At 44.5% G+C, this 25,320-nt stretch carries 26 protein-coding genes; 14 read left to right on the forward strand and 12 right to left on the reverse strand.

The features are described from left to right. Positions 1–320: 320 nt before the first annotated feature. Both AACR09_RS12850 and add read right to left on the reverse strand, forming a co-directional pair. A complete protein-coding gene (locus tag AACR09_RS12850; protein ID WP_193835115.1) occupies positions 321–1,229 on the reverse strand; it encodes a LysR family transcriptional regulator in 909 nt (302 codons plus the stop codon). A gap of 268 nt (positions 1,230–1,497) precedes the next feature. Next, a complete protein-coding gene (gene add, locus AACR09_RS12855) occupies positions 1,498–2,496 on the reverse strand; it encodes an adenosine deaminase (RefSeq protein WP_017095778.1) in 999 nt (332 codons plus the stop codon). A 120-nt stretch (positions 2,497–2,616) separates the two neighbouring features. Here add and AACR09_RS12860 point away from each other — a divergent pair, with 120 nt between their 5' ends. The 5 genes from AACR09_RS12860 to AACR09_RS12880 all read left to right on the forward strand — a co-directional run bounded on the left by AACR09_RS12860 (position 2,617) and on the right by AACR09_RS12880 (position 8,252). Then, positions 2,617–3,564 (forward strand): LysR substrate-binding domain-containing protein, encoded by a 948-nt coding sequence (locus tag AACR09_RS12860; RefSeq protein ID WP_193835116.1) that lies wholly within the window; start codon positions 2,617–2,619, stop codon positions 3,562–3,564. A 123-nt stretch (positions 3,565–3,687) separates the two neighbouring features. Continuing rightward, complete coding sequence (locus tag AACR09_RS12865; protein WP_193835366.1) at positions 3,688–5,142, forward strand: glutathione synthase; 1,455 nt, start codon at positions 3,688–3,690, stop codon at positions 5,140–5,142. Positions 5,143–5,352: 210 nt separating this feature from the next. Then, complete coding sequence (locus AACR09_RS12870; protein ID WP_193835117.1) at positions 5,353–5,871, forward strand: TetR/AcrR family transcriptional regulator; 519 nt, start codon at positions 5,353–5,355, stop codon at positions 5,869–5,871. Beyond that, positions 5,868–6,923 (forward strand): alcohol dehydrogenase family protein, encoded by a 1,056-nt coding sequence (locus AACR09_RS12875; RefSeq protein WP_193835118.1) that lies wholly within the window; start codon positions 5,868–5,870, stop codon positions 6,921–6,923. Before AACR09_RS12870 ends, AACR09_RS12875 begins: the two co-directional genes overlap by 4 nt. 234 nt (positions 6,924–7,157) lie before the next feature. Then, entirely contained in the window at positions 7,158–8,252 is a 1,095-nt protein-coding gene (locus AACR09_RS12880; RefSeq protein WP_193835119.1) for an HDOD domain-containing protein, read from the forward strand. A gap of 100 nt (positions 8,253–8,352) precedes the next feature. Here AACR09_RS12880 and AACR09_RS12885 read toward each other — a convergent pair whose 3' ends face one another. From AACR09_RS12885 to AACR09_RS12905, 5 genes are all read right to left on the reverse strand, one after another. Further along, the gene (locus tag AACR09_RS12885) at positions 8,353–8,751 is read right to left on the reverse strand and encodes a DUF1090 domain-containing protein (protein WP_193835120.1); all 399 of its coding nucleotides are present in this window, start codon (positions 8,749–8,751) and stop codon (positions 8,353–8,355) included. A 152-nt stretch (positions 8,752–8,903) separates the two neighbouring features. Further along, on the reverse strand, positions 8,904–10,424 hold the full coding sequence (locus tag AACR09_RS12890; protein WP_193835121.1) for an SgrR family transcriptional regulator: 1,521 nt from the start codon (positions 10,422–10,424) through the stop codon (positions 8,904–8,906). Positions 10,425–10,434: 10 nt separating this feature from the next. After that, on the reverse strand, positions 10,435–11,445 hold the full coding sequence (locus AACR09_RS12895) for a Gfo/Idh/MocA family protein (RefSeq protein ID WP_193835122.1): 1,011 nt from the start codon (positions 11,443–11,445) through the stop codon (positions 10,435–10,437). Positions 11,446–11,558: 113 nt separating this feature from the next. After that, a complete protein-coding gene (locus AACR09_RS12900) occupies positions 11,559–12,458 on the reverse strand; it encodes a homocysteine S-methyltransferase family protein (RefSeq protein ID WP_193835123.1) in 900 nt (299 codons plus the stop codon). Between the two features lie 107 nt (positions 12,459–12,565). Beyond that, a complete protein-coding gene (locus tag AACR09_RS12905; RefSeq protein ID WP_193835124.1) occupies positions 12,566–13,522 on the reverse strand; it encodes an integron integrase in 957 nt (318 codons plus the stop codon). Positions 13,523–13,885: 363 nt separating this feature from the next. Between AACR09_RS12905 and AACR09_RS12910 the strand changes: the two genes are divergently transcribed. The 7 genes from AACR09_RS12910 (at position 13,886) to AACR09_RS12940 (ending at position 18,435) form a co-directional block, all read left to right on the forward strand. Continuing rightward, entirely contained in the window at positions 13,886–14,275 is a 390-nt protein-coding gene (locus AACR09_RS12910) for a GFA family protein (protein WP_151408008.1), read from the forward strand. 147 nt (positions 14,276–14,422) lie between these two features. Then, complete coding sequence (locus AACR09_RS12915; protein ID WP_193835125.1) at positions 14,423–15,028, forward strand: class I SAM-dependent methyltransferase; 606 nt, start codon at positions 14,423–14,425, stop codon at positions 15,026–15,028. A gap of 142 nt (positions 15,029–15,170) precedes the next feature. After that, entirely contained in the window at positions 15,171–15,908 is a 738-nt protein-coding gene (locus tag AACR09_RS12920; protein WP_193835126.1) for a hypothetical protein, read from the forward strand. A gap of 154 nt (positions 15,909–16,062) precedes the next feature. Continuing rightward, entirely contained in the window at positions 16,063–16,572 is a 510-nt protein-coding gene (locus tag AACR09_RS12925; protein WP_102453913.1) for a GNAT family N-acetyltransferase, read from the forward strand. A 210-nt stretch (positions 16,573–16,782) separates the two neighbouring features. Continuing rightward, complete coding sequence (locus AACR09_RS12930) at positions 16,783–17,085, forward strand: hypothetical protein (RefSeq protein ID WP_231904146.1); 303 nt, start codon at positions 16,783–16,785, stop codon at positions 17,083–17,085. A gap of 143 nt (positions 17,086–17,228) precedes the next feature. After that, complete coding sequence (locus AACR09_RS12935) at positions 17,229–17,612, forward strand: hypothetical protein (RefSeq protein ID WP_054542608.1); 384 nt, start codon at positions 17,229–17,231, stop codon at positions 17,610–17,612. 121 nt (positions 17,613–17,733) lie between these two features. Beyond that, positions 17,734–18,435 carry a lipoate--protein ligase family protein gene (locus tag AACR09_RS12940; RefSeq protein ID WP_193835127.1) on the forward strand — a complete coding sequence of 234 codons (702 nt, stop codon included), beginning with the start codon at positions 17,734–17,736 and terminating at the stop codon, positions 18,433–18,435. Positions 18,436–18,492: 57 nt separating this feature from the next. On the opposite strand, the gene AACR09_RS12945 is transcribed toward AACR09_RS12940, so the two are convergent. Together AACR09_RS12945 and AACR09_RS12950 are read right to left on the reverse strand one after the other, a co-directional pair. Further along, complete coding sequence (locus AACR09_RS12945; protein WP_193835128.1) at positions 18,493–18,894, reverse strand: SAM-dependent methyltransferase; 402 nt, start codon at positions 18,892–18,894, stop codon at positions 18,493–18,495. A 33-nt stretch (positions 18,895–18,927) separates the two neighbouring features. Continuing rightward, the gene (locus tag AACR09_RS12950) at positions 18,928–19,818 is read right to left on the reverse strand and encodes a DMT family transporter (protein WP_193835129.1); all 891 of its coding nucleotides are present in this window, start codon (positions 19,816–19,818) and stop codon (positions 18,928–18,930) included. A 119-nt stretch (positions 19,819–19,937) separates the two neighbouring features. Between AACR09_RS12950 and AACR09_RS12955 the strand changes: the two genes are divergently transcribed. Then, complete coding sequence (locus AACR09_RS12955) at positions 19,938–20,522, forward strand: TetR/AcrR family transcriptional regulator (RefSeq protein WP_121602200.1); 585 nt, start codon at positions 19,938–19,940, stop codon at positions 20,520–20,522. A gap of 131 nt (positions 20,523–20,653) precedes the next feature. On the opposite strand, the gene AACR09_RS12960 is transcribed toward AACR09_RS12955, so the two are convergent. The 3 genes from AACR09_RS12960 to AACR09_RS12970 all read right to left on the reverse strand — a co-directional run bounded on the left by AACR09_RS12960 (position 20,654) and on the right by AACR09_RS12970 (position 23,615). Next, a complete protein-coding gene (locus AACR09_RS12960; RefSeq protein WP_193835130.1) occupies positions 20,654–21,529 on the reverse strand; it encodes a radical SAM protein in 876 nt (291 codons plus the stop codon). A 208-nt stretch (positions 21,530–21,737) separates the two neighbouring features. Beyond that, positions 21,738–22,559, reverse strand: a complete 822-nt coding sequence (locus AACR09_RS12965; RefSeq protein WP_193835131.1) for an SDR family NAD(P)-dependent oxidoreductase — start codon at positions 22,557–22,559, stop codon at positions 21,738–21,740. Positions 22,560–22,769: 210 nt separating this feature from the next. Beyond that, positions 22,770–23,615: an enoyl-CoA hydratase/isomerase family protein gene (locus AACR09_RS12970; RefSeq protein ID WP_048609935.1), complete on the reverse strand. Its 846-nt coding sequence runs from the start codon at positions 23,613–23,615 to the stop codon at positions 22,770–22,772. A gap of 327 nt (positions 23,616–23,942) precedes the next feature. Between AACR09_RS12970 and AACR09_RS12975 the strand changes: the two genes are divergently transcribed. Further along, positions 23,943–25,316 carry an MATE family efflux transporter gene (locus tag AACR09_RS12975; RefSeq protein ID WP_193835132.1) on the forward strand — a complete coding sequence of 458 codons (1,374 nt, stop codon included), beginning with the start codon at positions 23,943–23,945 and terminating at the stop codon, positions 25,314–25,316. Positions 25,317–25,320: the final 4 nt, after the last annotated feature.

A 25,320-nucleotide genomic window follows, 5' to 3' on the forward strand; every position in this document is an offset into this window, starting at 1 on the left:
TGTCGCCTGTTTCTAGGCTTTGGGTGAGTGTCCACTCGTGATGACTTAGAATGAGTAACTTTGATTGCGATCTATTGAAGAGGTCGTTAATGCCGATAATTCGTCATGAAACGTTTTTAACCTATCTCTACAAGCTGTCCAGTCTGCAAATTCGACGACAGACCAATCTTCTTGAGGCTCACCACATACGTCGTTGTATGAAGCGCAGCCCGAGGTAATCAGTAATAAGATGACACTTGAAAGTTTTGGTACTAGATTCACGTTCTTGTCCGGTTGTTTGGTTTGCAACCAGAGTAAGTCACTTCGCCGTCAGGTTATAATCACATCTGTAGGGTTAGATCCTCATATTGTCGGGCATGAATGCACAGCGATTCTATTAGTTTGCTTCGAATAGGCCCACTTTGCGATTGGTTCATGGACCAAATAGCTAATGGAAATCTAAGCTTTGTATTCAGTTCTTCAACGTTGAGTTCAATGAGTTTTTCGAGTTCTAATTCGTTTTCGACAATGTGTGCGGGTACAACAGCCCAACCTTCACCTAACGTCAATAGTGCGATGAAAATACTAATATTTTCTATTTTTTGGATATTGGGAGAAACGATGATTTTCCTAGATATATCGTTGTAGTCTTCAAGCAGTATCTGACGATGTACACCTAGATCTCGTGCGTTTAGCTTTTGTTTTGAATTAGGGAAAAAAGATGGGCTTGCGACCACCTTGAATGGCATGCTCATTAGATGTACATAGTCTGTGGAGCTTGCGCCTTGGGTATTGTTATCTAGCAGAACAATGCCCAAATCAGTCTCTCCCGTTTGTAGATAATCCCTTGTTTGATCAGTACTTCGATGAAGCCAGTGCACATTTACATAAGGATATTCTTTTCTTATATCCATCATTACGGATGCAATCATTTCTGATGGAACCAATCCGCTATGGTAAATCGTAATGTTACTCTCAACGCCTGACTCAATAGTCATGCATAGATTTTCGAATGCTATCGAGCTGTCATTAAGGCTTTTGGCGTGCCGAAACAGTGCATGACCATGCTCAGTTAACACTGGGAATTTTCCATTGCGGTCGAACAAAGTCATGTTCGTTTCGATTTCTAGATTACTAATGACCTGACCAAGCGTTGTTCTGTGCTTGTTTAAGTGCCTAGCAGCTGCACTAAACGAACCTGTCTCGACAACGGCAACAAATGTCCGTACCTGCTCGTAACTAATATTCATGTGATGATCAAACCCTGCAGAAATGATTTCTATGTGACACTAGTCTTTGACACCTTGCTCGTCATTATTTTTAAGTGAAAAGAGTGATAGATGATGTGAAAAGGGTCGGTATCAATTGGGTGCCAATGCTTATATTCTCGACTTTTTTATTCCATTTAATAGAACAAAAAAAAGCTCTCAAAAAATTGAGAGCCTTAAATGCATTATCTGCCTAAATACATTATCTGCCTAAATACAAGGTTAGGCAGCTTAAGTTATGTTTCGTAAATTAGATTTGCTCAACGAAACCCATTAGGTGCTGTTTCACTTCGTCTGAAGCAAAAGCGCTGTCTACAGAGTATTTGTAGATCTCTGCGTAGTCTTCTTGTGTTAGACCGAACGTTTCACACACACGCTTCACTTCGTTGGTCATGGTTGTGTTCGACACAGTACGGTTGTCTGTGTTGATAGTCACAACGATGCCGTCTTTCTTGAATTCAGCAATTGGGTGGTCGCTGAATTTGTGAATACACTTAGTTTGCACGTTACTTGTTGGGCAAGTCTCAAGCGCAACTTGTTTCTCTTTAACGATGTTGTACGCGTCTTCGTTACCTTGGATGTGAACACCGTGGCCGATACGCTCAGCGTCAAGCAGTGTCACTGCATCGTAAACGTTCTGACCGTGCCATTGTTCACCAGCATGAACTGTAATGCGGTAGCCTTTTTCAAGTGCGTATTGCGTGTACTCAGGGAATTCAGCGCAGAAGCCCGGCTTTTCACCACCCGCAATATCAAACGCAACCACGCCTTTACCTAGGTAAGGTTGGCCTGCGTCGATCACGTCTTTGATAGAATCTTTCGGGAACATACGAAGTACAGACATAATGTAGTTGCCCTTGATGTCGTATTTCTCTTCTGCGCGCTTCATGCCTTTTACTGCACTTGCAATGATCGTATCAAGAGACAAGCCCTTGTTTACGTGCAGGATTGGTGCGAAACGAACTTCTAGGTACTTAACGTTTTCTAGTGCAGCGTCTTCGTAAAGCTCGAAAGAGATACGCTCAATCGCTTCTTCAGTCTGCATTACTTGTAGTGGCAGGCTGAAACAAGCCAGATACTCATCTAGGTTTTTACAATCTTCTGGCACCGTTAGAGATTGAACAACCGCGTCGCGATCTTCAGGTAGTTCGATATTGTACTGTTTTGCTAGGTCAATAATCGTATCTGGGCGAACACTTCCGTCTAGGTGGCAGTGTAAATCAATCTTTGGTAATGCTAGAAAATCCATGAGTATTCCTTAATTCTATTATTATTTGAGCGTGTTAACTCACATGCGCTAAATCTACCAAGACCATGATATGATTTAAAGTGACAATTAATCATCATTAACCTGAATTTAGGGAATATCATGGTAGATGTTAAAAGCTTACTTAAATGCGACATGAATTTGCTACTTTGCCTACATGTTCTTATTGAAGAACGAAGTGTGAGTAAAACAGCAGAGCGACTCTTTTTGAGCCAGTCAGCGGTAAGTAAACAGCTCACTAAGCTGAGAGCTTTGTTTGATGATCCGCTATTTGAGCGTGAATCCAAAGGGCTATTTCCCACACCCAAAGCACTCGCGTTAGCGCCTAAGATCCATCAAATCCTACTGCAAATCGAAAAGCTGACCGTTCCCGAAGTTTTCGACCCTAAAGACAGTGGGCGTACCTTCACTATAGACCTTGTCGAAACCGCCTACACGGCGATTTATCCGCACTTTATGCCGACTGCGCTCGCGGATGCGCCTCACATTACCGTTAACAGTTCAACGTGGAGCAGCGACAGCTTCAAGCGATTATTAAAGCGTGAAGTGGATTTTGGTATCGGTATTTTTGAGCTAGATGAGCGCGCTTCTACCCACGTGCAGTGTATTCCTGATGCACTTGACTACGTCGAGCTGTGCTTGGATTACTCGGTGTGTTTGATGCGTAATGACCATCCTGCGTTGCAAGAGGAGTGGAATCTCGACACCTTTTTGAAATATCGACATATACAGTTGGTGACAGGAGGTGCGGGTGACTGGCTATTGATGGAGGTGCTCAATTCTAAGCAACTGGAGATCAACAAGGCGGCTAACGTTTCAGATATCACCAGTGCCATCAAGCTGTGCAAGCAGAGCGACTTGTTAATGTGTTATCCATACAACTCGGTACGCGATTACATTGATAGCGGAGAGTTGGTGATGAAGCCTGTTCCGGTCGATTTGGTACCGGGAGGTTTGTTCCTATTGTGGCATAAATACTTCGATTCAGAACCGAGCCACAAATGGTTGCGCGATCTGATCGTCAATAAGACCCAAGACACTCAGATGTGAATTATTAACTGAAGTATTCAAAGAAGTGAAAGATTTTTCGCTTTTTTTTCGTCTTTTTAGAATGGGCATCGTCTTAGTAGAGCACTTAATTCCAGTTAATAGTGAGAGACTAAAATGAATCCAATGCTCACGTCATTGATTCCGCAACAAATTATTGAAGATACGTGTGAGTGGGCACTCATGCACGGCGTCGCGTTTCGACAAGCTGACAATACCGCGAGACATTGCCCGTTCAGTTTGGCTCCAATGACCATGGAGCGTAAGGTTTATGAACACTTGTTGAAGGTAACCCCGCTGATTACCAAGTTAATCAGCAACGTTTCGGAAGACCACGGTTTTCTGCAATCATCTTTGAGTGATGTAGCTAAGGCTGATCCGTTTTTTGGTCGCTTGATGGAGTTGCATCAACAAGCCCATGGCGAGGTGTCTCATCGACTTTATCCTGCTCGCCAACCGTTGTTATTAATGCGTACTGACTTCATGGACGATCGCCAACACGGTGCGAAAGTGATCGAGTTTAATGGCATTGCTGCAGGTATGGCACCTTTTGGTCAGCGCGCAACAGAATTCCACTCATTCATGCAAAACCAATGGCCAAACGTTTATAACGATTGGTTAGAAGACCCATCTGCAACGCCGGCTGAAAACCAAGGTTTAACCCAGTTGGCTTATGGTATCGCTAATGCTGCAAGGCAAGTGAAAACCGACTTTAAAGAGCAAGATAAACCGGTTTTCTTGATGGTGGTGCAGAAGAACGAAGACAACGTATATGACCAACATTTGCTTGAAGTTGATCTGCAAAAACAGGGCATTCGCACGGTTCGTCGTACCTTTGAACAATTGAGCTGTCAGCTTTCATCGGGTGATAATCAACGCTTGATATTGAAAGATGTCGGCGCGGTTGATGTGGTGTACCTAAGAGCGGGCTATCAGTATTCAGATTACTGGGCTCCCGAGCTAGATGAGTCGGTTTGTTGCCACACGCTAAGTCAGACTCGCTTGTTTATGGAGCAACACCATGTCGCAATGAACGCGACGATAAGCCAGCAATTAGCGACCAGTAAAACCATGCAAATGTTATTGACCGTGATGCCTGCAGCAGAATACGCACGTTGGGGTTTAACGCTAGAAGAAGCCGAACTGGTCAAGAGTGTTCTGGCTGATATGAAGCCTATCACCAGTGAATCGATTGAATGGTTTAACACACAAGCTGATAAGCAAGAGTGGGTGTTAAAAAACCAAGGTGAGGGCGGTGGCCATTGTGTTTTTGGTGATGATATCAGCGAACAACTGAGCCTGCTTAAACCAGAAGAGTACGACGCGTGGGCATTGATGCAGCGCTTGTACCCGCATGAGCGTGACGTGCCGACCATTGCTGTGCGTGACACTCAACAAACGCTAGTGACAGATTTAGTCAGCGAAGCTGGCCTATTCACCGCTTACTATCAAGGCAAACCAGTTACCGAATTGGACGGTTACGCGGGCTACTTGATCCGCAGTAAACCCGCCAGCGAAAATGAAGGCGGGATCCACAGCGGTAAAGGGATTTTGGATTCTTTAACACTGATTGAATCCTAATTTCACTAAGCATTAATCTAGTGGTTTTGATAATTTAAATCCCGCATCTAATAATTGGATCCGGGATTTTTTGTTTATAGGACGACAAAAAGATCTCATTGACACGGGTAGAGTGATCGTTCTACTCTGTGGGTAGAGCAATCATTCTACCTGTTGTTATACCTATAACTGTTACTTACTACGATTGGTATTCAGTATTAAGAGAGCACTATGTTGAGAGAACAGATTGCAGCAAGCCTTGAAGTGGCGTTTAGCCAGCAAGGTTTTGCGGAGCCGAGCGTTGCACAGCTGAAAACCGCGTGCAACGTGAGCCTGAGAACCTTGTATAAACATTTTCCTTCAAAAGAAGCGATGATTGTCGGGGCGTTAGAACATCGTCATCAGCGCTACTTGAGTCTGCTGTTGGAAGATTCCCCTCGCTCGGGCTATCAAGCGATTACTCATATCTTCAACAAGCTTCAACAGTGGATGGAAGAGTACGCGCCGCACGGTTGTTTATCTATGAACGCACTGGCTGCTTTTCCTGACAACGAACTAATTAACCAAGCCGTAATCGAGCATAAGAAAGAAGTTCAGGCGTTAATGGCTAAGCAAAGCCAAAGAGAAGACCTCGCTTCAGAGCTCTTTTTACTTCATGAAGGCGTATCAAGCGCGTGGCCAGTATTGGGCGAAGAAGCAGTGACATCGGCACAGAATATGGTGACAAAATTACTCAAGGAAACAGTATGAATTTTGAAGTGCCAAAAACAATGAAAGGCGCAGAGATGTTAGGGCACGGCGGGGCAGAAATGCTTGGTTACCGTGAAGATATCGCTGTTCCTCAAATTGAACCTAATGAAGTGTTAATCAAGGTGATGGCCGCAGGCGTGAACAACACCGACATCAACACGCGAATCGGTTGGTATGCAAAAAGTGATGACTCAGACGATGCTAGTTGGTCTGGCGAAGCGTTGAAATTCCCTCGCATCCAAGGTGCCGATGTGTGCGGTTTCATCGTAGCCGTTGGTAACGAAGTCTCGGCTGATCGTATTGGCGAGCGTGTTCTGATTGAGCCTTGTTTGACCGAGGTTTATGGACAAGATTTACCACAGCCATGGTATTTTGGATCTGAGTGCGATGGCGGTTTTTCTGAATACACCAAAGTAGCAGCAAAGCACGCTTACGCGGTGAACAGCACCATGTCGGATGTTGAGCTAGCGTCTTTCCCATGCTCTTACTCGACGGCAGAGAATATGCTGACTCGCGCCAACGTGGCTGAAGGTGATCGCGTGCTTATCTCTGGCGCATCAGGCGGTGTGGGCTCTGCGGCTATTCAGCTAGCAAAAGCTCGCGGCGCGTATGTTATTGCCATCACTAGCCCAAGCAAGAACCAACAGTTACTTGAACTTGGCGCTGATGAAGTGATTGCTCGTGATGCGGATTTGGTTAAAGCGCTAGGCGAAAGTAGCGTCAATGTGGTTATCGATTTGGTGGCAGGTGACAAGTGGCCTGAGTTCCTTGAAGTGCTGAAACCACATGGTCGCTATGCTGTATCTGGCGCAATTGGTGGTGCGATGGTTGAGCTTGATGTCCGAACTTTGTATCTCAAAGATCTCAGCTTTTTTGGTTGCACGGTTTTAGAGCCACAGGTATTCCAAAATCTAGTCGACCGTATTGAGAAGCAGCAGATTGGCGCCATCGTCGCAGAGTCTTACCCGCTGGCCGATATTCATAAAGCGCAAGATGAATTCTTAAAGAAAAAACACGTTGGTAAGATCGTGTTGGAAGTCGCTCAGAGCTAACTTTAGACAGTGTCTCGCATCTAATCTATGTAAGAGCGAGCCAGTATCATGTGCTCGCTTTTTTGTTTCTGGCGAATACAGGAGGCCTAGTCTCGCAGGCTGTTGAGTAACAGATCCTATACAGCTGAAAAGTTAATGATTCATTTGTCACTGTGTGGTTTATTAATTAACTGTGCGATAATCACCGCCGTTATATATCCCTATCTATGTTGTATTCATCTAGGAGCCGTATTGATGTTTAAAAGGGTATTGCAGGCACTATTCTCGCCTTTTGTTGATTCAAAAAACAAACCCTCTGCAGAGCCTGTCCAAAAAGAGCAACAACAAACCGTTGCTACTGATTCTGTTCGGTCTTCAATCTTTGTTCCGCCTTCTTCAGCTCAACCATCATCATTAATCGTCGATAATACGCTTAGCCTTCACGATGGTGAGTTCCTTGATTATTTGTTTGGAGAGTCTCGTCTTCGAACGGAGTCAGACCCATTTAGTGATTTTGTCGCTTGTCAGATCGAACGTTTGATTCGCTCTCCAAAAGCTTTGCTTAATGAACTGCCAGTGATGCCAGCCTCGGTGACCACGTTAATGGCAGAATTACAGAGTGATGAGTTTGATGTCGATGCTTTGTTAAGAGTGATTGAGCGCGAGCCGAGTATGGCAGCCGATGTGATTAAACTGGCTAACAGTGCTTTCTATAAGCGTGGTGAAAAACAGGTTACTGACCTAAAAACAGCATTCCTAAATATGGGTTCTCAAGGGCTTGTTGAAGGAGTAGTGAATAGCTACATGAAGAACTTCACGCCGGGGAACAATATTTACTGGCGTCACTTCGGTGAGAAAATTTGGAATCACAGTGTTCAGACGGCGTCGTTTTCTAAGGAGTTGATGAAAGACTCTTCATCTCAAGAAGATCAAGCAGCGGCGTACTTTGTTGGGTTGATTCGAAATTTAGGCAAGATGATCATTTTCCAGGTGATGGTAGAAGCCTTCAAGCATGTAGATCCTTCTGTTCCGCCTAACTCGTTGGCATTGAAGCGCCTGATGAACAGCTACTCTATTCGCCTGACTTACACTATTGCTAAGTACTGGGAGCTGCCAGAATCTGTGTTGACCGCAATTGGCTACCAAGAGTCGAGCCGATACGAATGCACACCACTTGGTCAAGCTGTGTTTGAAGCTAACTACTTGAGTGAGTTGTACTATTTACTGGAACAACAAACGATTGAAGTCGAGCAATTTAAGCGCAGATGCAAAGATATACTGATGTCTCCGGCTGCATACAAAGTGGCTAACCGGATTTATAAAGAGTCTGAATTGGCGCTAGTAGGATAATAACGGCTGGCGTTGGCTAGGTTGATTCTGAAGTCGTCATAAAGCTGTATTTTCTAAATGGTCTTACTAAGCAGTAAGACCATTTTGTTTCAATTATCGATTAAGGGATCTTAGCCAGTTCTTGCTTTAATTTATCGATTTTACGCAGTTCTTTTTCGACCTTACCCTCATACTTTCGGATTTTATCCGCTCTTTCATCTCTTTTTGCTTCTTTTAAGTCGGCTTGGTATTCAGCCAAATCTTGTTCATTGGATTCAATCTTCTCACGGAGATCATCCTTCAAGCCTTCATTGGTGCAGTTTTCTTTCGCGGCTTTTAACGCCGTGGTTAATCGCTCCACTTTGTACTGATTATCGTACTGCTCCGCTTTCTTTATTTGATATTCGATCTCACAGAATTTCTTTTCACAACCAGTTAGTGCGTCGCATTGGGTGCCCGCCATGCTGTTAAAAGAGAATGCGCAAAGAAACAGTAATGAGCCTGTTAGGTGTCGAGTCATGGTTTACCTTCTTATTGGATCTATTTAGTCTGTACTTATATTTGTTGAGTCTCACTTCGAGAGTACATTAGCACCCCATTTCTTTGCTATTGGCAGGGGAGTGTTAAAGATAAGTCGCTGTGCTTAATGACTTATTTTGAACACGACTAGATTTACAAATGGCTAATCCACAACTTATCGAGCTCACACCAACCGAAACCATTCACTTGCGCGCCGTGTATCTTTTCAGAAACCTCTAAGTTGAACGCTTCTTGCTTGAGCTCAACCACAACCCCAGAGTCATGCAACCAATGCCGAAGCGCCAACAGTTCATTCATCGCTAACTCAACGTTGGGCTGGTTTGTTACTGAGGCTAAGCCGTGTTCGATTTTCTCTAGCATCTCAGCAGGCAAAGTTAATTCCTCAAACGGGAAGCGAGTGAAAAAGCTTAACCACGAAGTGAAGGTGTCGTTCTCATCAATAATGCTGCACAACGCGACGTCTTTGGTAGTTAGGTAGTTAGCTAGGTAGGTCCCATATTCCACGCTGGTTTTGTGGTCGCCAGACATTGACAACTGATCGAAAAGGGCTTGGCATTCAGAGGTGTCTTCAACGGTGAACTCACGAACGGTTGAAGACAACATCGGGTTTTGAATCTTAAAGAAGGTTGAGCCGAAATCCGGTTGGAAAGAATGGTCATCGCCACGCACGGTGGTCGTCTTTTCGGGCAGTTTCACGCACACCTGATTTTGAGCGCAGGCTTTGCTTTGTGCCCATTCAGGATAAACCCACAATTCGACCCGATTGAGAATGGGCGTGCTGTGTGAATAGGCGTTATTACGGCTCAATCTCAACATATTGCTTGAGAAGATGTTTAATGAGAACGCGCCAGATCCAATCAGCCTATCAGTTGGTGATGAGGGATCAAATACGGAGGCTTCAGCTCTGGCAAGTAGGCGTGGTAAGTGCCAATCAGGTTGATTCAGTTTCACGACAACCACATTACCTGCCGCGATAGAGACCTCATCAATATGCTGATAACAGCGACGCCATATTTTGCTTTGGCAGAGAGAGTTAAGGTTGCGTGCTATGTCTTGAGGTTCAAGCGTTCGACCGTTATGAAAGCGAACATCATTGCGAATCTGAAAGTGCCACTGTGTAGCACCTAGATTAGGCTGCCAATGATAAGCCAAATCTCCGCTGAGTTTACCGTGCTTAACGGAGGTTAGGCGTTGGCAAATATGCATCACTAAGAAACGTTCGGTTCGTCTAAGTACTCGTTGAGGGTGAAGAGCCTCGAGCTCTCGGTGAAACGGGATATACGCGATATTTTGCGCCGACGGATTGGTGCTGCTTAGAAAGGCTTGCAACTCAGCGCCAGCATTACGGCCGTTGAAGTTTAAGGTGCTAAATACCTGTTCTATGTTGCCTGCGTCAGCTTGGGTTTGTGCGTATTGGTAACACGCCTCAATGGGCTCAACCAGACACGTCAGCAGTGCTTTCTTACTTCGGCCTGAACTGGCTTGCCACTCAATCCAGCCTTGCGCTGTCATCGCTTTGAGTAAGGTCTGAACATGACGTTCACTCACGTGCAGCAGTGTGGCCAGTTGGTTGACCTGACAATGTGATACTCCAGGCCCAAAAGCCTGAAATATCTTTTCATACAGTTCAAGCTTACGCTTAAGGTTGCCCAATTTGCTTTTCCTAACGACGAGGTTGAGTTAAATGTGGATAGCCAGAGTCAATGAGTGCGTTTTCCATCGTGTCGAGAACTCGAGAGGTTATCTCTGAGCTTAGGATATTCGATTCAGTTTTGCCTTGAAGCACTAAACCTGAAAAATGGTCGATTTCAAATTCGAACCCATTGCCCGTCACTCGTTTGTTGATGGTCGACTTCTGCCCTTGATGTTCAATCTCAATAAAGGCCGGATTCCACCATTTTTCGTGAATGGTGATCTTGGTATCTGGCCCACTCAAATGTGCTGACCGGGGAAGATTTTGCACGGTTGATGCCGATATCTTACCGTTCATATCACCAGAGAAGGTAAAGCACGCGTCGGTATCAACATTCGCCCCCTCATAAAGACACGACATCTCTACCTGAGGTTTTGAAGGGGTCACACCCAGTGTTCGACACAGATCGTAGAAGAACCAAAGCCCATAGACCCCAACATCGAGTGTTGCTCCGCCTGACAAATCCGGATTGAAGATAAACAAATCGGACTCATAGTCGTGATGGTTACCAAAGCTGGCTTCGATTGAATCTATCTGAATGTTGTTATAGACCAAGAATGATTGGAGCTCACGATACGCGGGAAACACCACGGTTTTCATCGCTTCTAACAGCATCACGCCATTTTGCTTGGCGAGGGCTTTCATCTCAAGCCAGTCAGCAAGGTTGGTGAAAGCCGGCTTCTCAACCAATACATGCTTTTTATTCTTTAGAAACAGTTCGGCGAGTGGCTGGTGGTATGGGTGAACCGTAGCGATGTAAACCGCTTCAACATTTGGGTCATTCGCCATTTCTTCATAAGAACCATAAGCCTTGTCGCACCCAAACTTGTTGGCGAATGTGGCTGCGCGTGAGTGATCTCTTGCGGCAACGGCATACAGTTCACCATGCAGACAGTGCTCTGTGACTGCAGTCGCGAATCGATTGGCGATATTGCCTAGCCCTGCGATACCCCATTTAATTTTGCGTTGCGTGTCGCTCATCAGTTGCTCCAAATCGTTGTTTTGTCTCAGTGTACTCAGAGACGTCACATACAAATAGAGAACAGATTTCTCAACCTGTTCTCTATTTATTTTATTCTAGTTGAAGCTCAGGATTAGCTCTGTATGGAGCGTTTCCAATCGGCTAGGGCTTGAATGTGTTTTGGTCCGATGCCACAACAGCCACCGACGATATTCGCGCCTAATGCGTGCCAACGTTTAGCGTAAGTTAAGTAACCTTGACCATCCAGCTCACGCATCTCCTGAAACATATCATTCGCTTCATGTTCGTTGCTGATAGGCGCAAAATTGTTGGCGTAGACACCAATTTCTAAATCACGGCCTAGCTCATCGATCACTTTCTTAGCATCGATAATGGCTTGATCCATCACTTCAGGCACTGAGCAGTTAAACATAATGCCTGTTGCGTTTGATTGGCAGGCAAGTTTGATGGCGTCTGTTACGCTCTCGCCAGAACGAATGTTGGCAAAATCGCCCTTGTTGTCTTCCAAGCTAAAGGCGTAATAACACGGTTTGCTTGATTGCTTGAGTACCGCATGAATGGATTCGAATTCTTGCAGGCTACAGATGGTTTCTGCTATCCAAAGGTCGATGTTTGGATCTTGTGCATCGTAAAGCGTTTGGATGATCGGCGCTGCTTCTTCGACCTTAAACAAGTCTGGTCGGTAGCTGCCAAATGGCGGTGGAATCGCGCCCGCGACTTTCACTGTGTGGGTAGCATTGTCAGCAACTGCTTTAGCTAGTTCGCCAGACAGTGCGGCCAGTTCAAAACCTTGTTGTTCAAAGAGCTCTTCACCCAAATGAAAAGGCACACAGGCGTAGCTATTGGTGATCAAGATTTCAGCACCTGCATCGACAAAGTTTTGATGCGCTTGGCTAACAAATTCGGGTGCTTCAATCAGCGCTTGAGCACTCCAAAGCGGTTGAGAAAATGGCGCGCCAATTTCTTTGAGTTCTCGGCCCATGCCGCCATCAAGTATGGTTAGTGTTTTCATATTCAATACTATCTAAACAATTGCTGAAGTTCTGCCGTCACCATATCAGACAACCTTGTTAGACAGAAGCCATCAAGCCAGGTTCAACTATCGATGAGGGAGTTTCGTTATAGGTGGTCTAGCGGGCTAGTCGTGCCGCTAAAGTGTTGCCCAATAACGTGAGTGTATATCTGAGTTGTCTTAACATCACTGTGCCCCAGTAACTCTTGAACCGTTCTGATATCGGAGCCTGACTTTAGAAGTTGCGTAGCAAAACTGTGCCTGAAAGTATGACAACTAATTCGCTTGTGGCGCAATTTGTTAGAGTTAGTCGCCTTCTTCAGCGTTTTTCGGAGTGCCGAATCATGTAGGTGGTGTCGGCATACTATCCCCGACTCTGGGTGTTGAGTGACGGATTTTGATGGGAATAGGTACATCCAAGCAAGTTGTCGATAGGCACTCGGGTATTTTTTGCCTAATCGTTGAGGCAAAGATGGCCCAAACCCATTCAAGTTATCTTTAGCAAGCAGAACTGCAACTTGTGCAATTTTGTCTTGTATAGCTTCAGTGAGTGAAAAACTTAAAATTGTCACTCGGTCTTTATTTCCTTTCCCATCGTGAACAGTGAGAGACCCTTGTTTTAGGTCTATATCTTGTACTCGAAGCCTCAGGCATTCCGATACTCTCAAACCTGAACCATACAACAAGCGAAAAAACAGTTGATATTTAGGATCTATTTCATTGATCACCGAGATAGCTTCCGAATGATTGAGTACGCTAGGAATTTTTCGAGACCGAGTCGCATAGCTAAACCCTAAGTCTCCTAGAGGTTGCTTAATAAATTGATTGTATAAATAGGCTAGAGCATTGAGCGCTACCTTCTGAGTATTGATGGCGACTTTTTGATGATTAGCTAAATGAGAAAGAAAGGAGACAACTTCAGCGGCATGCATCTGTTCAGGGTGTTTCATTTTATGAAAATGAATGTAGTACTTAATCCAATAACAGTAGGCTTTGATTGTCCTGCGACTATAGCCCCGCATCGTCATATGTTCGCAAATTGCCTGCATGAATTGACTCGCCATATATCCCCCTCACAAAATCTGTACATACAGACAGTTTATTGCTTGTTGAATAATTAATGACTTAAAAAAGAGTGGTTTTTAACTCTGATTGAGCACGAATTTAACGAGAGTTTGATTTTAAGTTATTGATTAATATATAGATTGGTGAGTGGTTAAGAATGAAAACGAGCGTTATATAGGCGGCAATGTGTGCTTGCACGTTTTCACACTTAATGTTTAAACCCACTTTTATATTAAATGCATAGCATTCAGTTGGTTATGAGCGACCTTTTTGATATGTTAAGCGGATGGATTCGTGATTGCACGATATTAAAATGTTAGGTGATAGAGCAACCCGAAAACACTCTCTAAATGGAGTCTCAAATGTATAAAGGATCTTGTCTTTGTGGTGCTGTAAAATTTGAAGTTTCAGGTGCTCTTGAAACAACGGATGCTTGCCATTGTAATCAGTGTCGAAAATGGACAGGACACTTTTTGGCTAGTGCTGAGGTGCCGCGTGATTCATTATCAATTTATGGTTCTGAAAACCTATCTTGGCACCACTCATCTGAAAAAGTTAGACGAGGATTTTGTTCGAAGTGTGGTTCATCTTTGTTCTTTGATCCCCTTGATACAGACAAACACCATTGGACAGGCATATCTCTGGGGGCATTTGATACGCCAACAGGGACAAGTCTTGGGCAACATATCTTTGTTGCTGAGAAGGGGGATTACTATGAAATCACCGATGGTCTTCCTCAAAATGAGCACTGAAAAAGTCACCTAACAAAGGCATCAAGGTGACACGTTACACTCGGCGGTTTTGGTATGGAGTTCAGTGCGCCTGGTAAGTTCTGTGTTGGTGCACCTTATGCCCGGCGTTAGGGTAAGCTCAGACATTTCAGAAATGGAGGCAGTAATTTGGTAGCTGGAACTAAAGGGTATGAAGAAGTCATAGAGTTGTTTGCAGAACTGAGCTTTACGTTACGCTTTGACGAAGTAAACAAAGACTTCCTGTTTTATCTACCCCCAACTCCGTCAAGAGTTTTGGACGCTGGATGTGGTGTTGGACAAAATGCAGCAGCACTCTCCAAGTTGGGTTATGACGTGGTCGGGGTTGAGCCGATGCGTCAGTTTCTTGATAAAGCTATTTCGAATTATAAGCACCTAGATGTTAGTTGGGTTCATGATAGTTTGCCAAATTTAACAAGTATCAATGAAGACGATGGCTTGTTCAGCTTTATTCTAGTCGCTGGTGTTTGGCATCATTTAAATCGTGAGGAACGCCGAGAGTGCATAAGAAGGTTCTCATCATTAATGTTAAAAGGTGGAATTTGCGCAATCTCGTTAAGAAATGGCCCCGCAGGCGCAGGGAAGTGCGTTTTCCCAACGAGTTGTTCTGAGTTAATTAACTATGCTGACGAGCTAGGTTTTAAAGTAGTGTTTCAGTCCGAAAATCAAGCTAGTGTGTTACCACATAAAGAAAGTGTTACTTGGGCTAGAGTGGCACTGCAGAAAATAGCTTAACCTAACAAGTTAATTAAGTGGACTTATCAACGCTCGGCACTCGCGGCTTGGAGTCTGATAGGCTCGGTAAAGTCAGTGGTTACAGCCACTTATTAAGGCGTTATAGGGCTAATAGCTAATTCACAATAATATTGGAGGATTGATGAGTTTACTTGTAGTTAATACTTTCTCGTCAGCTTACGAGTCATGGACAACGAGACATGCAACTCAGCAAGAGAGTATCGAGCATTACAAACGTGAAGGCAGTTTTCTGTCATTCGTTAACGATAAGCTTATAGCGGTAATACGTGAACATTTTTCTGCTGCTGAGTATATGGCACAAAGAGGAGCGGACAATGGGCTCGAAAACCACATTGATCGGTTTTTAGATCAAGATACAAATTATAAGTCGTGGAGATCGCATATGCCCTCTAAGACTCCTCTCTCAATTACAAAGTTTCAACAAAACTATCCTCAATATAACCAATCAGATGTCGACGCAGACATAAATAGTATTGGTAGAACTTTAAGTGATGGGCAATTTTTGTTTCATGGTGGTCTTTGGTTTAGTAGTAGCGAGAATGAAGTTACATTGAGAAAACCATTCTCGACTAGCTTTTGTCCACAAGTAGCTCTGAGAAATGCTGAGTGGGGAGGCAAAGCTTATGATCAAGGTCAAATAGATTTGTTAGTTCTTCGAGTCTCAAATCCGAAGACAAATGTATTTGCATATAAGCGGAAAGGGACAAGGATGGGTAATGAAAAAGAAGTCCTATTTGCTAGTGGGGCGACAGTCAAGTTACGAAACAGAACCTTAGTCCGGGATGATTATGTAGTGGGAAAATATAACCACCCTAATAAGAATGTACCTATTTACGTGATTGAGGTTGATATATCATAGTCAAAAGCCCTATAACAAGATGCTCAAGCAGACAGCTAACGTGTGGCATTTTTGGTTTGGTCTAGTTTAGTGTTTACGGTGGCTTTGCTTGAGTGTCGTGGTGTTAGCTGCTACTTAGCAGAGCGTTATAAAGCACGCATAGAAAGGATTTTACGTGAACATTAGAACCGGAAAATTTTCGGATGTAGCGGGTATCACTGATATTTTTAATTTCTATATTGAACATACAAATGCACGTTTTGAAGAATCCCCATTTTCGTTAGAAAATCGACAACAATGGTTTTCACAGTTCTCACGAGATAGTAAGTATCAACTCTATGTGGCTACTGAAAATGAAGTTCTACTTGGTTTTGCGTGTTCCCAGCAGTACAGAGCGATGACCGCATTTGAAGAAACAGCGGAAGTAACTGTCTATTTGGCGCAAGCAGCCAAGGGTAAAGGTTTAGGTTCAAAGCTGTATTCTCAACTGTTTTCATCTATTCACACGTACGGTATCCATCGAGTATTGTCAGGTATTGCGTTACCAAATGACGCCTCAATCGCTCTACATAAACGTTTCGGGTTTAGAGAGGTTGGTGTTTTTAATGAGTACGCAAAGAAAAATGGTCAGTACATTAGCTCCATGTGGCTAGAAAAGTCGTTAAACGCAGAGTCCGCTTTATAGCAAGCAATTTAAGCAGACTGTCAACGCTTGGCATTTTCAACTCGTTTTAGCTTCAGTGATTACGGTGTTAAGTTTGAGTATATCGGTAGCGTTGTCAGCTACTTAATTGGGCGTTATATTTGAGGTATAAAAATGTACGTACGATTTGTCGTTGATCAGTTCGATGAGGATTCAAATCAGAGAACAGGCATATTTCAGGCAATCAGTTGTATGAAGAAACAAGAAGTATTCTACGACTATGAACTTGAACATATCGCCGAGGTGATGGGGTGGTTCGATGAAAACCTTGAATCTCCTCTAGACTACTTAAACAAACAGAAGTCTAAGAAATCTGATGTGTATATCAGTTGGTTTCTTGAGTCTTCCTCTGAACACATATCTAAAGTACGTGAGTTTGTTTTCTTAGTTGAAAGTAAGGGGGTCGTAGTTGATCAACTAAGAACAGAAACCCCTGGTAAAATAGTTTACGCCGATAAATATCAGGTGTTTGCTAAGCCATTCAGGCGCTTCTAAGCAAACATAACAATAAATTTAGAGTGATTCACAACGCTTGGCGCTCTCACTTCAAGTAAGTTTAGTGTTTATGACACAATGTTTTAGGTAAGGTAGTAGCGTTGTTCACACCTTAACTTGGCGTCATATGTACGGAGTGTTTTATGAATATATGGATATTTAGCTCGGGGTTATTAGCCCTGTTTACTACGTTAGTACATGTATTTGCCGGTCAAATAGACCCGGTTAGACCTTTTCTTAAATCGAAGCTCGATGATATACCGAAAGCGACACTTCTAGCTTGTTGGCATCTTGTCTCGGTCACTTTGTTTGTTAGCTCATTAATGCTTTTATACGTCGGTTGGTATGGTATTGATTCACTTTATTTCCTAATCCAGTTGCTAGGTTTTTTGTATATTCTGTATGCATCGGTGTTTGTGGCTGTTGGGCTGTATTTTTTTGGAGCGAAGGTTTTTGTAAAGCTTCCTCAATGGATATTGCTCCTTCCAATCGGCTTTCTAGCAAACTATGGCGCAATGTATGTATAACAAATACTATGGCGCCAATAACTAACTTTTGGCGCTGTTTCCATCCCATATAGTCTTATCTATCATCAACCATCCCAGAACGCTAAATACTAAGTCACCACAACCTGTAGAGGAAAGTGCATTGAAGTTAACGAATAAACTCGTACGTTACCCGCACGTTGATGTTGATCGTGCGTTTGAAAAAGAAGCTGAGTTATTACAGCAGATACAGGCGGGTGAGATTGGACAAGCCTTAATGCTGTGGCAAGCAAAAACGCCGACACTCGTTTTGCCCGCAGGTAAAAAGTGGCCTGTGACGTTAGAGTCTAGAAAGCAACTTGCGGCACAAGGCTGGCAGCTCACCTCGCGTAAAACAGGTGGCGCTCCCGTTCCCCAACTACCGGGGATCATTAACTTATCGCACATTTACCATTGGCCTCGCGATGAAGCCTACAATATCCAAAAAGCGTATCGACATCTGTGCAATGTATTAACCCTGTTTTTCAAAGAATTGGGCATCGATGTGGATGTACACGCCACCCCTGGCTCTTATTGTGATGGTGACTACAACCTCAATATCAATAAACAAAAAATAGTGGGTACTGCGCAACGTGTATTGCTTAAACAAGGGGGCGGCCAAATCGTACTTTCGCAAGCTTGTATCTTGTTAGATGTCGACTTAGAAAACATCGTTGCGCCAGTGAATTTTTATAATCAAGTTTGCGGGAATCCAACCGTGGTCGATGCGCAGGTTCATACTCCCTTGTCCGCGCATTTGACGAGCCTTCCCAACGTAGATTCACTCTTTCAGAGGTTAAGCCAAGCTTTCATCAAGTATGCGTAATGTCTTCCTTTCGCTAACGCACAGCTCGCTTTTGGTTTAGGAAGGCCAACTTCTCGCTTATCCTTTCTCTCTATAGATCGCTGGCTTGATATCCAACAGTGGTGTGTTGTTCAAGCAGTCCAAGCCTCTCACGCTTACGGTGCCATTCTTGATTTTTTCAATCGGTAGCACGGCTGCACCGATTGGGTTTGGTCTGTGCGGTGAACGCAGTGCAAAGGTGCCTTTGGTCGGCGTCTCTTCATCCCAGCTTTGTATCAACTCGTCTCGTTTTGCGCCTTCTAACCAATACAATATCAAGACGTGGTCGCCACTGTTTAGGCCTAGAAAACCTTGCTGATAAACGTCATCTAAGATGATTTCACAGAGCGGGCCGTTGTCCGGTTGGATGTTATTCGGACACTCCGACACTGAGTGATACGGCGTAGCAATTCGGCCAATAAATTTCAGTTCTGCAGCCATATTCAGCTCCTATTAGTCTCTTTATTAATCTATTTATTTGTCACCGCTTTTCATGGTCACTAAGGTGTAGCTGAAGATCGTAATCAAGATCACCACACCGCCGACAATACTGGTCATTGGTGGGATCTCAGTGAAGAAGATAAACGCCCAAACAGGCGCCAACACAGTTTCCAACATCAGAGTCATTGATACTTCTGGCGCGGTAATGTGGCGCGTTGCGACCATAGATAACACTCTGCCAACAGGTGCCGTAAACAAGCCCATCATGCCCATGATTAACCACGTTTCAACGCTGTAGCTTGATGGTGTTGCAAAGAAAAACATCACAACCGCTAGCAACAAGCCACCTAGGCCCACACTCGCCAATCGGCTGACGTCTTGATATTTACGCAGCAAGGTAAACATCATAGATAAACAGATCACTGCGAATACCGCCAACGCATCGCCCATCCAATTACCTGAAGAAAACGAACCCGAAACGACAATCGTAATACCAATCATCACTGCCACAATCGCAATTAAGGTCGATTGGCTAGTGGTTTCTTTCAAGATCAACCAACTGAAAATAGCGGCCACAGCAGGGGCAGCACTGAGGATCACAAAGGTATTGGCAATCGAGGTCATCTTAATGCTGAACACCAAGCCCGAGGCACTGCCGAGCATAAGAATACCCGCCGCCAATAATGGCCAACCGCTTTGTACGACTGCTTTTCGGATTCCACGTTTGTCGTTGAACTTAAGCAAAATCGGCATCGAGATTGCGCTGAATAAGCCGAACAGAAAGGCAGTATCGAATCCACTGACACCGGCATAACGAATGAAGATTGGGTCAATACTCATTAACACGGCACCTGCGATCGCGAGGGCAAAGCCGAGGGTTCGTGTGCTTCTTGCTTCAGTTTTAGGGAGGTTCATTGTCGTCATTTCTCTATCCAATTATCTGTTACCAATAAATCATACTGGTGAGTATGATTTTAAAAATTGGTTGAGTCAACACAAATCATACTTTAAAGTATGATCTCTGTTTTGGGGTGGATGAAGTAATGAGCAAGATTGAGCAGAACAAAGAGAAGAAACGACTCGCGATTTTAAAAGCGGCGAAGGAGATATTCCTCGCGGAAGGCTACGTGCAAACCAGCATGGACAGAGTCGCTAGTGAAGCGAAAATGACGAAGCAAACGCTTTATCGATACTTCTCTTCTAAAGATGTGTTGTTTGAAGCGACGTTAAGACAAATGGGTAGCCAGACAGACGATAAGTTGGTGATGCATTTGCAACACGCCGATACTCGACAAGCGCTATTGGGCTTCGCGAAAGACTTCGTTTTGTTTCACCTTTCGAGCGAGCATATTGCGACCTTTAAGCTGTTGATAGCAGAAGGCAGTAAGTCTCCAGAATTAGTTAGCCGTTTTATGGACGTTGGCCCAGATGATACAGATCGCGTGCTTGCTCAGTTTTTCAATGAGCGATTTGATATTGAAGAACCACAAACCAAAATTAAGCTTTGGCTTGGTATGGTGATGAGTGTCAGAGAGGGTGTGTTGATGGGAATGCCTGCACCCACAGAACAAGAGATTGCAGCTCACGTTGAAGCGAGTACTGACTTGTTGTTAGCGGCTTTGGCTTAGGTAGGGCTGTGAATCTGAAAAAGTAAGATATACGTTAGGCGCTGCTGGACTTTGATTATTCCATAATATGGAGCTGCAACGCCTGTCGTTTGGTCTGTTTACGTTTACTGTTTACGAATTAAATCGAGCGCTTACCAAGCAAAGGTCTTAATGACATTTTGCTTGGTGATTGGGTTGTGAGCTATGTCTTGATTGATCTTATCAAGAAACGGCTTACGAGCCTGAGGCAACATGCCACGCATTGGTGAAATGTTATTGCCGTGGTCGCCCCAGTAGTAGCAATCGAAATCTTCTAGGTTTTCGAGCAAGTATTTTTCTTCTTCCAGAATCTGCAATGGCGTTGGTAAAACAAACTCGCCACGGTTTACTTCTTTTTCTAACACCGATCCCGGTTGAACGGCTAAAGCCATCGGTGCAATCGCATCTGGCTGCATGATGTTCAGCAAGCTGGTGGTATTAATCGCATGCTCTACAGAACGTTCTTTGCCGCCAAGGCCAAAGATAAATGAAGCTAGCACTTTGATGTCTGCTTCACGGGCTAGGTTCATGCCCTCAATTGCGTGCTCACGCGTCATGCGCTTTTGGATGCGTTCAAGCACAATTGGGTCACCTGACTCCAAGCCTGAATAGGCCATGCTTAAACCTGCCGACTTAATCTCTTTTAATTCAGACAAGCTCTTACGACGGAAGTCATTGAATCCTGAATACAGAGAAATGTTCTTGATCTCTGGGAAGGTGATCTTGATGTAATCCAGAATCGAAATCAGCATATCGGTTCTAATCGCCATCACATTACCATCGACCAAAAAGATAGATTCAACATGCGGGTAGATTTTTCTCGCTGCATCAATATCTTCAAAGATGTCTTTGATGTCTCTTACTTTGAAACGCTTATCATCAAACATCGTGCAGAAGGTACATTGGTTATTACTGCACCCCAATGTTGTCTGGATGAGTACGCTCTCTGCTTCCATCCAAGGACGATAAACTTTACCTTCAAAACGCATAAGTGCTCCTCGGCCGTAGCCTGTGTTGTTTCGACGAGGGCAAGTTTAGCAATCTGCATCTTGGGTGATAATTGGGCAAAGCGGGGAATCAGTATTAAAGAAATTTTAATAATCGAAAGAGCGCGCAGTTCTTTGTCTAGATGGATAGAACTGCGGCTTGGATTGTGTGTGGGGGGAGTGTTAGTGGTCGTTTTTTACTAATGAATGATCAGTGCGCAACGCACAGCTTTTCTTCGAGTAATTGATCAAGCACGGTCACCAGCTTGTGGTTCTTGGTGTTGTCTAAAGCGTCGGCGTGCGGGTCTTTGAACAACCCAGAATCATTATCAAAATATCGACCGGAAGCGTTGGCAAACTCATCACTGAGCGCAGCACGACAAAGAATATCGGCTCCAATCGCAAGGTCGTTACCATCAACGCCATAAGCATCTTTCACCAATTTACTGCCAAGGAAAGAGGCGGGGTTTACAGGGATAATTGCAGTGCCTTTGTCTAAAATAGTATTGGCTAATTCGATGGACCACATCGTTAGCGCCAGCTTACTTTGCGCGTAAACCGGACCATCAAGTTCTCCCGCATTCGGGCTAATCAATGCATCTAAATCTACGGGGGCTTGGGCTGCTGAAGATAGGTTGACGATACGACCTGTCGCATCAAAAAGAGGAAGCAGCTTTTGTGTCAGTAGATACGGCGCAATGGTGTTTACGACAAAACGCACATCAAGATTGTCTGGAGTGGTGATGTCCGACACCTTATACACACCTGCGTTGTTAATGAGTATATCGAGTCGTTTGTGATCGCTTTTGATTTGGGTTGCGAGCGCCTCAACTTCAGAGAGCGTCGATAGGTCTGCGATGTAGCTTTCGATGATTGCATTCTTAGACAGGCGAGACAGAGCGGTCACGACTTTATTGACCTTAGCTGGGTTGCGGCCATGAATCAGAACATGGTGCCCTTGCTGCGTCAGTGCTTTTGCGGTCTCTAAACCGATGCCATCCGTGGCCCCTGTGATCAGAATTATTTTTTGCATGTTCCGTCCTTCAAAAAATAGTTTGAACAACTTTATAACAAAGATTAATGACACATAGTTGCATTTGGCTCACAAGCTGAAGACTCAAATGTGAGTCTATGGGGTAAATAATGACCATTTTAACACTTGGTGGGTAACCGTTGGCGTTTAACCATTAAGTAAGACTATGGGTCAGTTTGTGGCTGACCCAATTTAAGAGAAGTGACCGAGTTATTTGATGTCTTGAACGTTCATAACCAGAGTTTCCCAGTTACGTTGGTTTTCCATATCGTGCTCTAGCCCTTGCTCGTCGGCAATTTGGAAGCGCTTAACCGCTGGGGTTTTGCTCGTAGCTTGATACAACCAGTAGGCCTCTGCTTTGAGTGCTTCGTCGATCGGTTTATCGATAGATTCGTACACCGCTTGCTTACATGCATTGATCGATTCGGCAGGGAATTGAGCTATTCGTTTGGCAAGAGTATCAACATATTCACCAATTTCATCCGGCTCTAGTGCCTTGTTGATGGTGCCGTATGCTTCGGCTTCGTCAGCATCAAAGTCTCGTGCACTTAGGACGATCTCGAGTGCGCGACCTAAGCCGACTTGGCGTGCCATACGTGATGCGCCGCCACCACAAGGAAGGATGCCCATACCCACTTCCATTTGCATGAATTTGTATTTACCACGAGCCGCGAATCGCATGTCACACGCCAGTGCAAATTCGTGGCCTCCACCTCTAGCGAAGCCTTCAAGCTTGGCAATGGTGGCCTGTGGCAGTTTGCTGATTCTTTCGAGCACCACTTGTAGGTCGAGCAACTTCGCTTCTTCACGAGAAACGGCTTCTGTCGACATGTCTTTTAATAGATTGGTGTCGTAGTGACAGACCCAAACTTCAGGGTTTGCTGACTGAAATACCACGACTTTGATGTCACGATCGCGCTCTAGTCTCATTGCTAAACCATTGAGGTCGGCAAGCATCTCTTGCCCTTGAACATTCACAGTACCGAAGTCAAAAGTGACGGTAAGAATCCCATCCTCGGCTTGAGCTTTAAACGTTGTATAACCTTGATATGCCATTTCCATATTCCTTCTGAGAGATTTCATTTCAGCCTATTCAGTGTGAATGCGACCTAAATTCAGGCTAGCGAGGAATGTTCGAACCAACAATTAACCATTAAACGAAACACTATTAACGAATTATTAAGAGTGTTGGCGGGTTTTATAATTTCAATCTATTCAGTGTCTTATATGGATATTTTAACGTTGAAGGTGTCTTGCTAATTCGATTGTCAACGAAATCTAAAAACTCATTCCTTGTCTGGCGCTCTTATCCTTTTCATTTAGCTTCGTATACTGCTCAACTAGGTAATTAGCCCCAAGGCACAGACAAGAGTGAACCGACTTATGCAGATGAGATCCGCGACTTTGAGAACCATTATTGAGAAAACGCTGCCACTGACGCTGGGTGTGTTTGCGATCATGATGGTGCAATTGGTCGATTCGATCTTTATTGGTCAGCTAGGGGTTAATGAGTTGGCGGTTCACGGTATCACCTTGCCATTCCAAGCGGCGTTTACCGGGGTTCAAGTGGGCATCGGTGTGGCGGCAACGTCCATTATTTCTCAAGCGGTAGGGGCAAAGGAGCAACGTAAATCTACTTCAATTGCCACGTTGTCGGTCGGGTTTGGTGTCTTGGTGATTGCTCTGATCTGCTTAGGCCTGATTGTTTTTAGCGATTCTGTTTTCGCGTCGTTTGTGAATGATGTCTCTGACGTCCAATACCAATCCATGCTGTCGATTTTTAATGTGTACTGGCCGTTGTGGCTGTTCAGTGCATTGATGGTTGCAGTGCTTTATCTGGCCACCTGCGTTTATCGAGCCAATGGCGATACCAAAACAACCGGCAGCATGTTCTTGGCTGCCAGCGTGATTAACCTAATTCTCGACCCTATTCTGATCTTTGGATTGGATATGGGCATCGCAGGGGCGGCGATCGCATCGAGCATTGGCTACGCTTTCGGCGCAATCTACATGTTAATTAAGTCTCGCGGCAAAGGTTGGTTTGGCTTCAATGGCGCGTGCCGTAACCAAATCAAAGGCTACAGTTTTGAGTTATTCAAGACGGTAATGCCAACCACTGCGAATCAGATCTTACCTGCGGTCAGCGCATTCTTCTCAATGCTTTTGATTGCGAGAATCGGAACCGATGAGATGGCTTTTTGGAGCTTACTCGCCCGTGTTGAAAGTTTTATGTTGGTGTTTTCTCTTGCTCTGACCATGTCTATTCCACCTATGATTGGGCGTTACCTAGGGGCGCAGCAGCGATGCAAAATCCCTGAGCTATTGAATACAACAGCGAAGTTCTTATTGGTTTTCCACACTGCGATGGCAGCATTGCTGGTACTGTTTAGTGGCTGGATTATTCCTGTTATCTCGGAAGAACAAAGCATACGCAGCTGGTTTGAAGTGACCTTGTTATTTATACCGTTCAGCTATGGGCCGCTTGGGCTTTGCATGTTGGTTGCGTCGGTCTTTAATGCCTTGGGTGTGCCTCGTAAAGCTTTGAATGTCTCTTTCCTACGCTTGTTTGTTTTCTACATTCCAGCGTTATGGCTCGGCTCTATAACCGGAGAGATGATCAACGCGGTTATTGCGGCGACAGTCGCCAATGTTTTAGCGGGCGCTTTTGCATGGTTTAAGCTTAATGCCTATATTAAAACTCACATTATTCCCCGTGCCGCTGCGGCCAATAAGCAGCGTGTACTCAGCGCAGGCTAGCCAT

The sequence above is a fragment of the Vibrio sp. OPT20 genome (assembly GCF_963889365.1).
Lineage (GTDB): Bacteria > Pseudomonadota > Gammaproteobacteria > Enterobacterales > Vibrionaceae > Vibrio > Vibrio splendidus.

What these genes read in the sequence shown, in the direction of transcription:
- AACR09_RS12935 (WP_054542608.1), top strand. Translation starts at nt 17,229, where the DNA reads ATGAATATATGGATATTTAGCTCGGGGTTATTAGCCCTGTTTACTACG.
- AACR09_RS12910 (WP_151408008.1), top strand. Translation starts at nt 13,886, where the DNA reads ATGTATAAAGGATCTTGTCTTTGTGGTGCTGTAAAATTTGAAGTTTCA.
- AACR09_RS12955 (WP_121602200.1), top strand. Translation starts at nt 19,938, where the DNA reads ATGAGCAAGATTGAGCAGAACAAAGAGAAGAAACGACTCGCGATTTTA.
- AACR09_RS12950 (WP_193835129.1), bottom strand. Translation starts at nt 19,818, where the DNA reads ATGACGACAATGAACCTCCCTAAAACTGAAGCAAGAAGCACACGAACC.
- AACR09_RS12885 (WP_193835120.1), bottom strand. Translation starts at nt 8,751, where the DNA reads ATGACTCGACACCTAACAGGCTCATTACTGTTTCTTTGCGCATTCTCT.
- AACR09_RS12860 (WP_193835116.1), top strand. Translation starts at nt 2,617, where the DNA reads ATGGTAGATGTTAAAAGCTTACTTAAATGCGACATGAATTTGCTACTT.
- add (WP_017095778.1), bottom strand. Translation starts at nt 2,496, where the DNA reads ATGGATTTTCTAGCATTACCAAAGATTGATTTACACTGCCACCTAGAC.
- AACR09_RS12875 (WP_193835118.1), top strand. Translation starts at nt 5,868, where the DNA reads ATGAATTTTGAAGTGCCAAAAACAATGAAAGGCGCAGAGATGTTAGGG.
- AACR09_RS12850 (WP_193835115.1), bottom strand. Translation starts at nt 1,229, where the DNA reads ATGAATATTAGTTACGAGCAGGTACGGACATTTGTTGCCGTTGTCGAG.
- AACR09_RS12965 (WP_193835131.1), bottom strand. Translation starts at nt 22,559, where the DNA reads ATGCAAAAAATAATTCTGATCACAGGGGCCACGGATGGCATCGGTTTA.
- AACR09_RS12905 (WP_193835124.1), bottom strand. Translation starts at nt 13,522, where the DNA reads ATGGCGAGTCAATTCATGCAGGCAATTTGCGAACATATGACGATGCGG.
- AACR09_RS12970 (WP_048609935.1), bottom strand. Translation starts at nt 23,615, where the DNA reads ATGGCATATCAAGGTTATACAACGTTTAAAGCTCAAGCCGAGGATGGG.
- AACR09_RS12880 (WP_193835119.1), top strand. Translation starts at nt 7,158, where the DNA reads ATGTTTAAAAGGGTATTGCAGGCACTATTCTCGCCTTTTGTTGATTCA.
- AACR09_RS12865 (WP_193835366.1), top strand. Translation starts at nt 3,688, where the DNA reads ATGCTCACGTCATTGATTCCGCAACAAATTATTGAAGATACGTGTGAG.
- AACR09_RS12870 (WP_193835117.1), top strand. Translation starts at nt 5,353, where the DNA reads ATGTTGAGAGAACAGATTGCAGCAAGCCTTGAAGTGGCGTTTAGCCAG.
- AACR09_RS12975 (WP_193835132.1), top strand. Translation starts at nt 23,943, where the DNA reads ATGCAGATGAGATCCGCGACTTTGAGAACCATTATTGAGAAAACGCTG.
- AACR09_RS12930 (WP_231904146.1), top strand. Translation starts at nt 16,783, where the DNA reads ATGAAGAAACAAGAAGTATTCTACGACTATGAACTTGAACATATCGCC.
- AACR09_RS12900 (WP_193835123.1), bottom strand. Translation starts at nt 12,458, where the DNA reads ATGAAAACACTAACCATACTTGATGGCGGCATGGGCCGAGAACTCAAA.
- AACR09_RS12960 (WP_193835130.1), bottom strand. Translation starts at nt 21,529, where the DNA reads ATGCGTTTTGAAGGTAAAGTTTATCGTCCTTGGATGGAAGCAGAGAGC.
- AACR09_RS12920 (WP_193835126.1), top strand. Translation starts at nt 15,171, where the DNA reads ATGAGTTTACTTGTAGTTAATACTTTCTCGTCAGCTTACGAGTCATGG.
- AACR09_RS12895 (WP_193835122.1), bottom strand. Translation starts at nt 11,445, where the DNA reads ATGAGCGACACGCAACGCAAAATTAAATGGGGTATCGCAGGGCTAGGC.
- AACR09_RS12945 (WP_193835128.1), bottom strand. Translation starts at nt 18,894, where the DNA reads ATGGCTGCAGAACTGAAATTTATTGGCCGAATTGCTACGCCGTATCAC.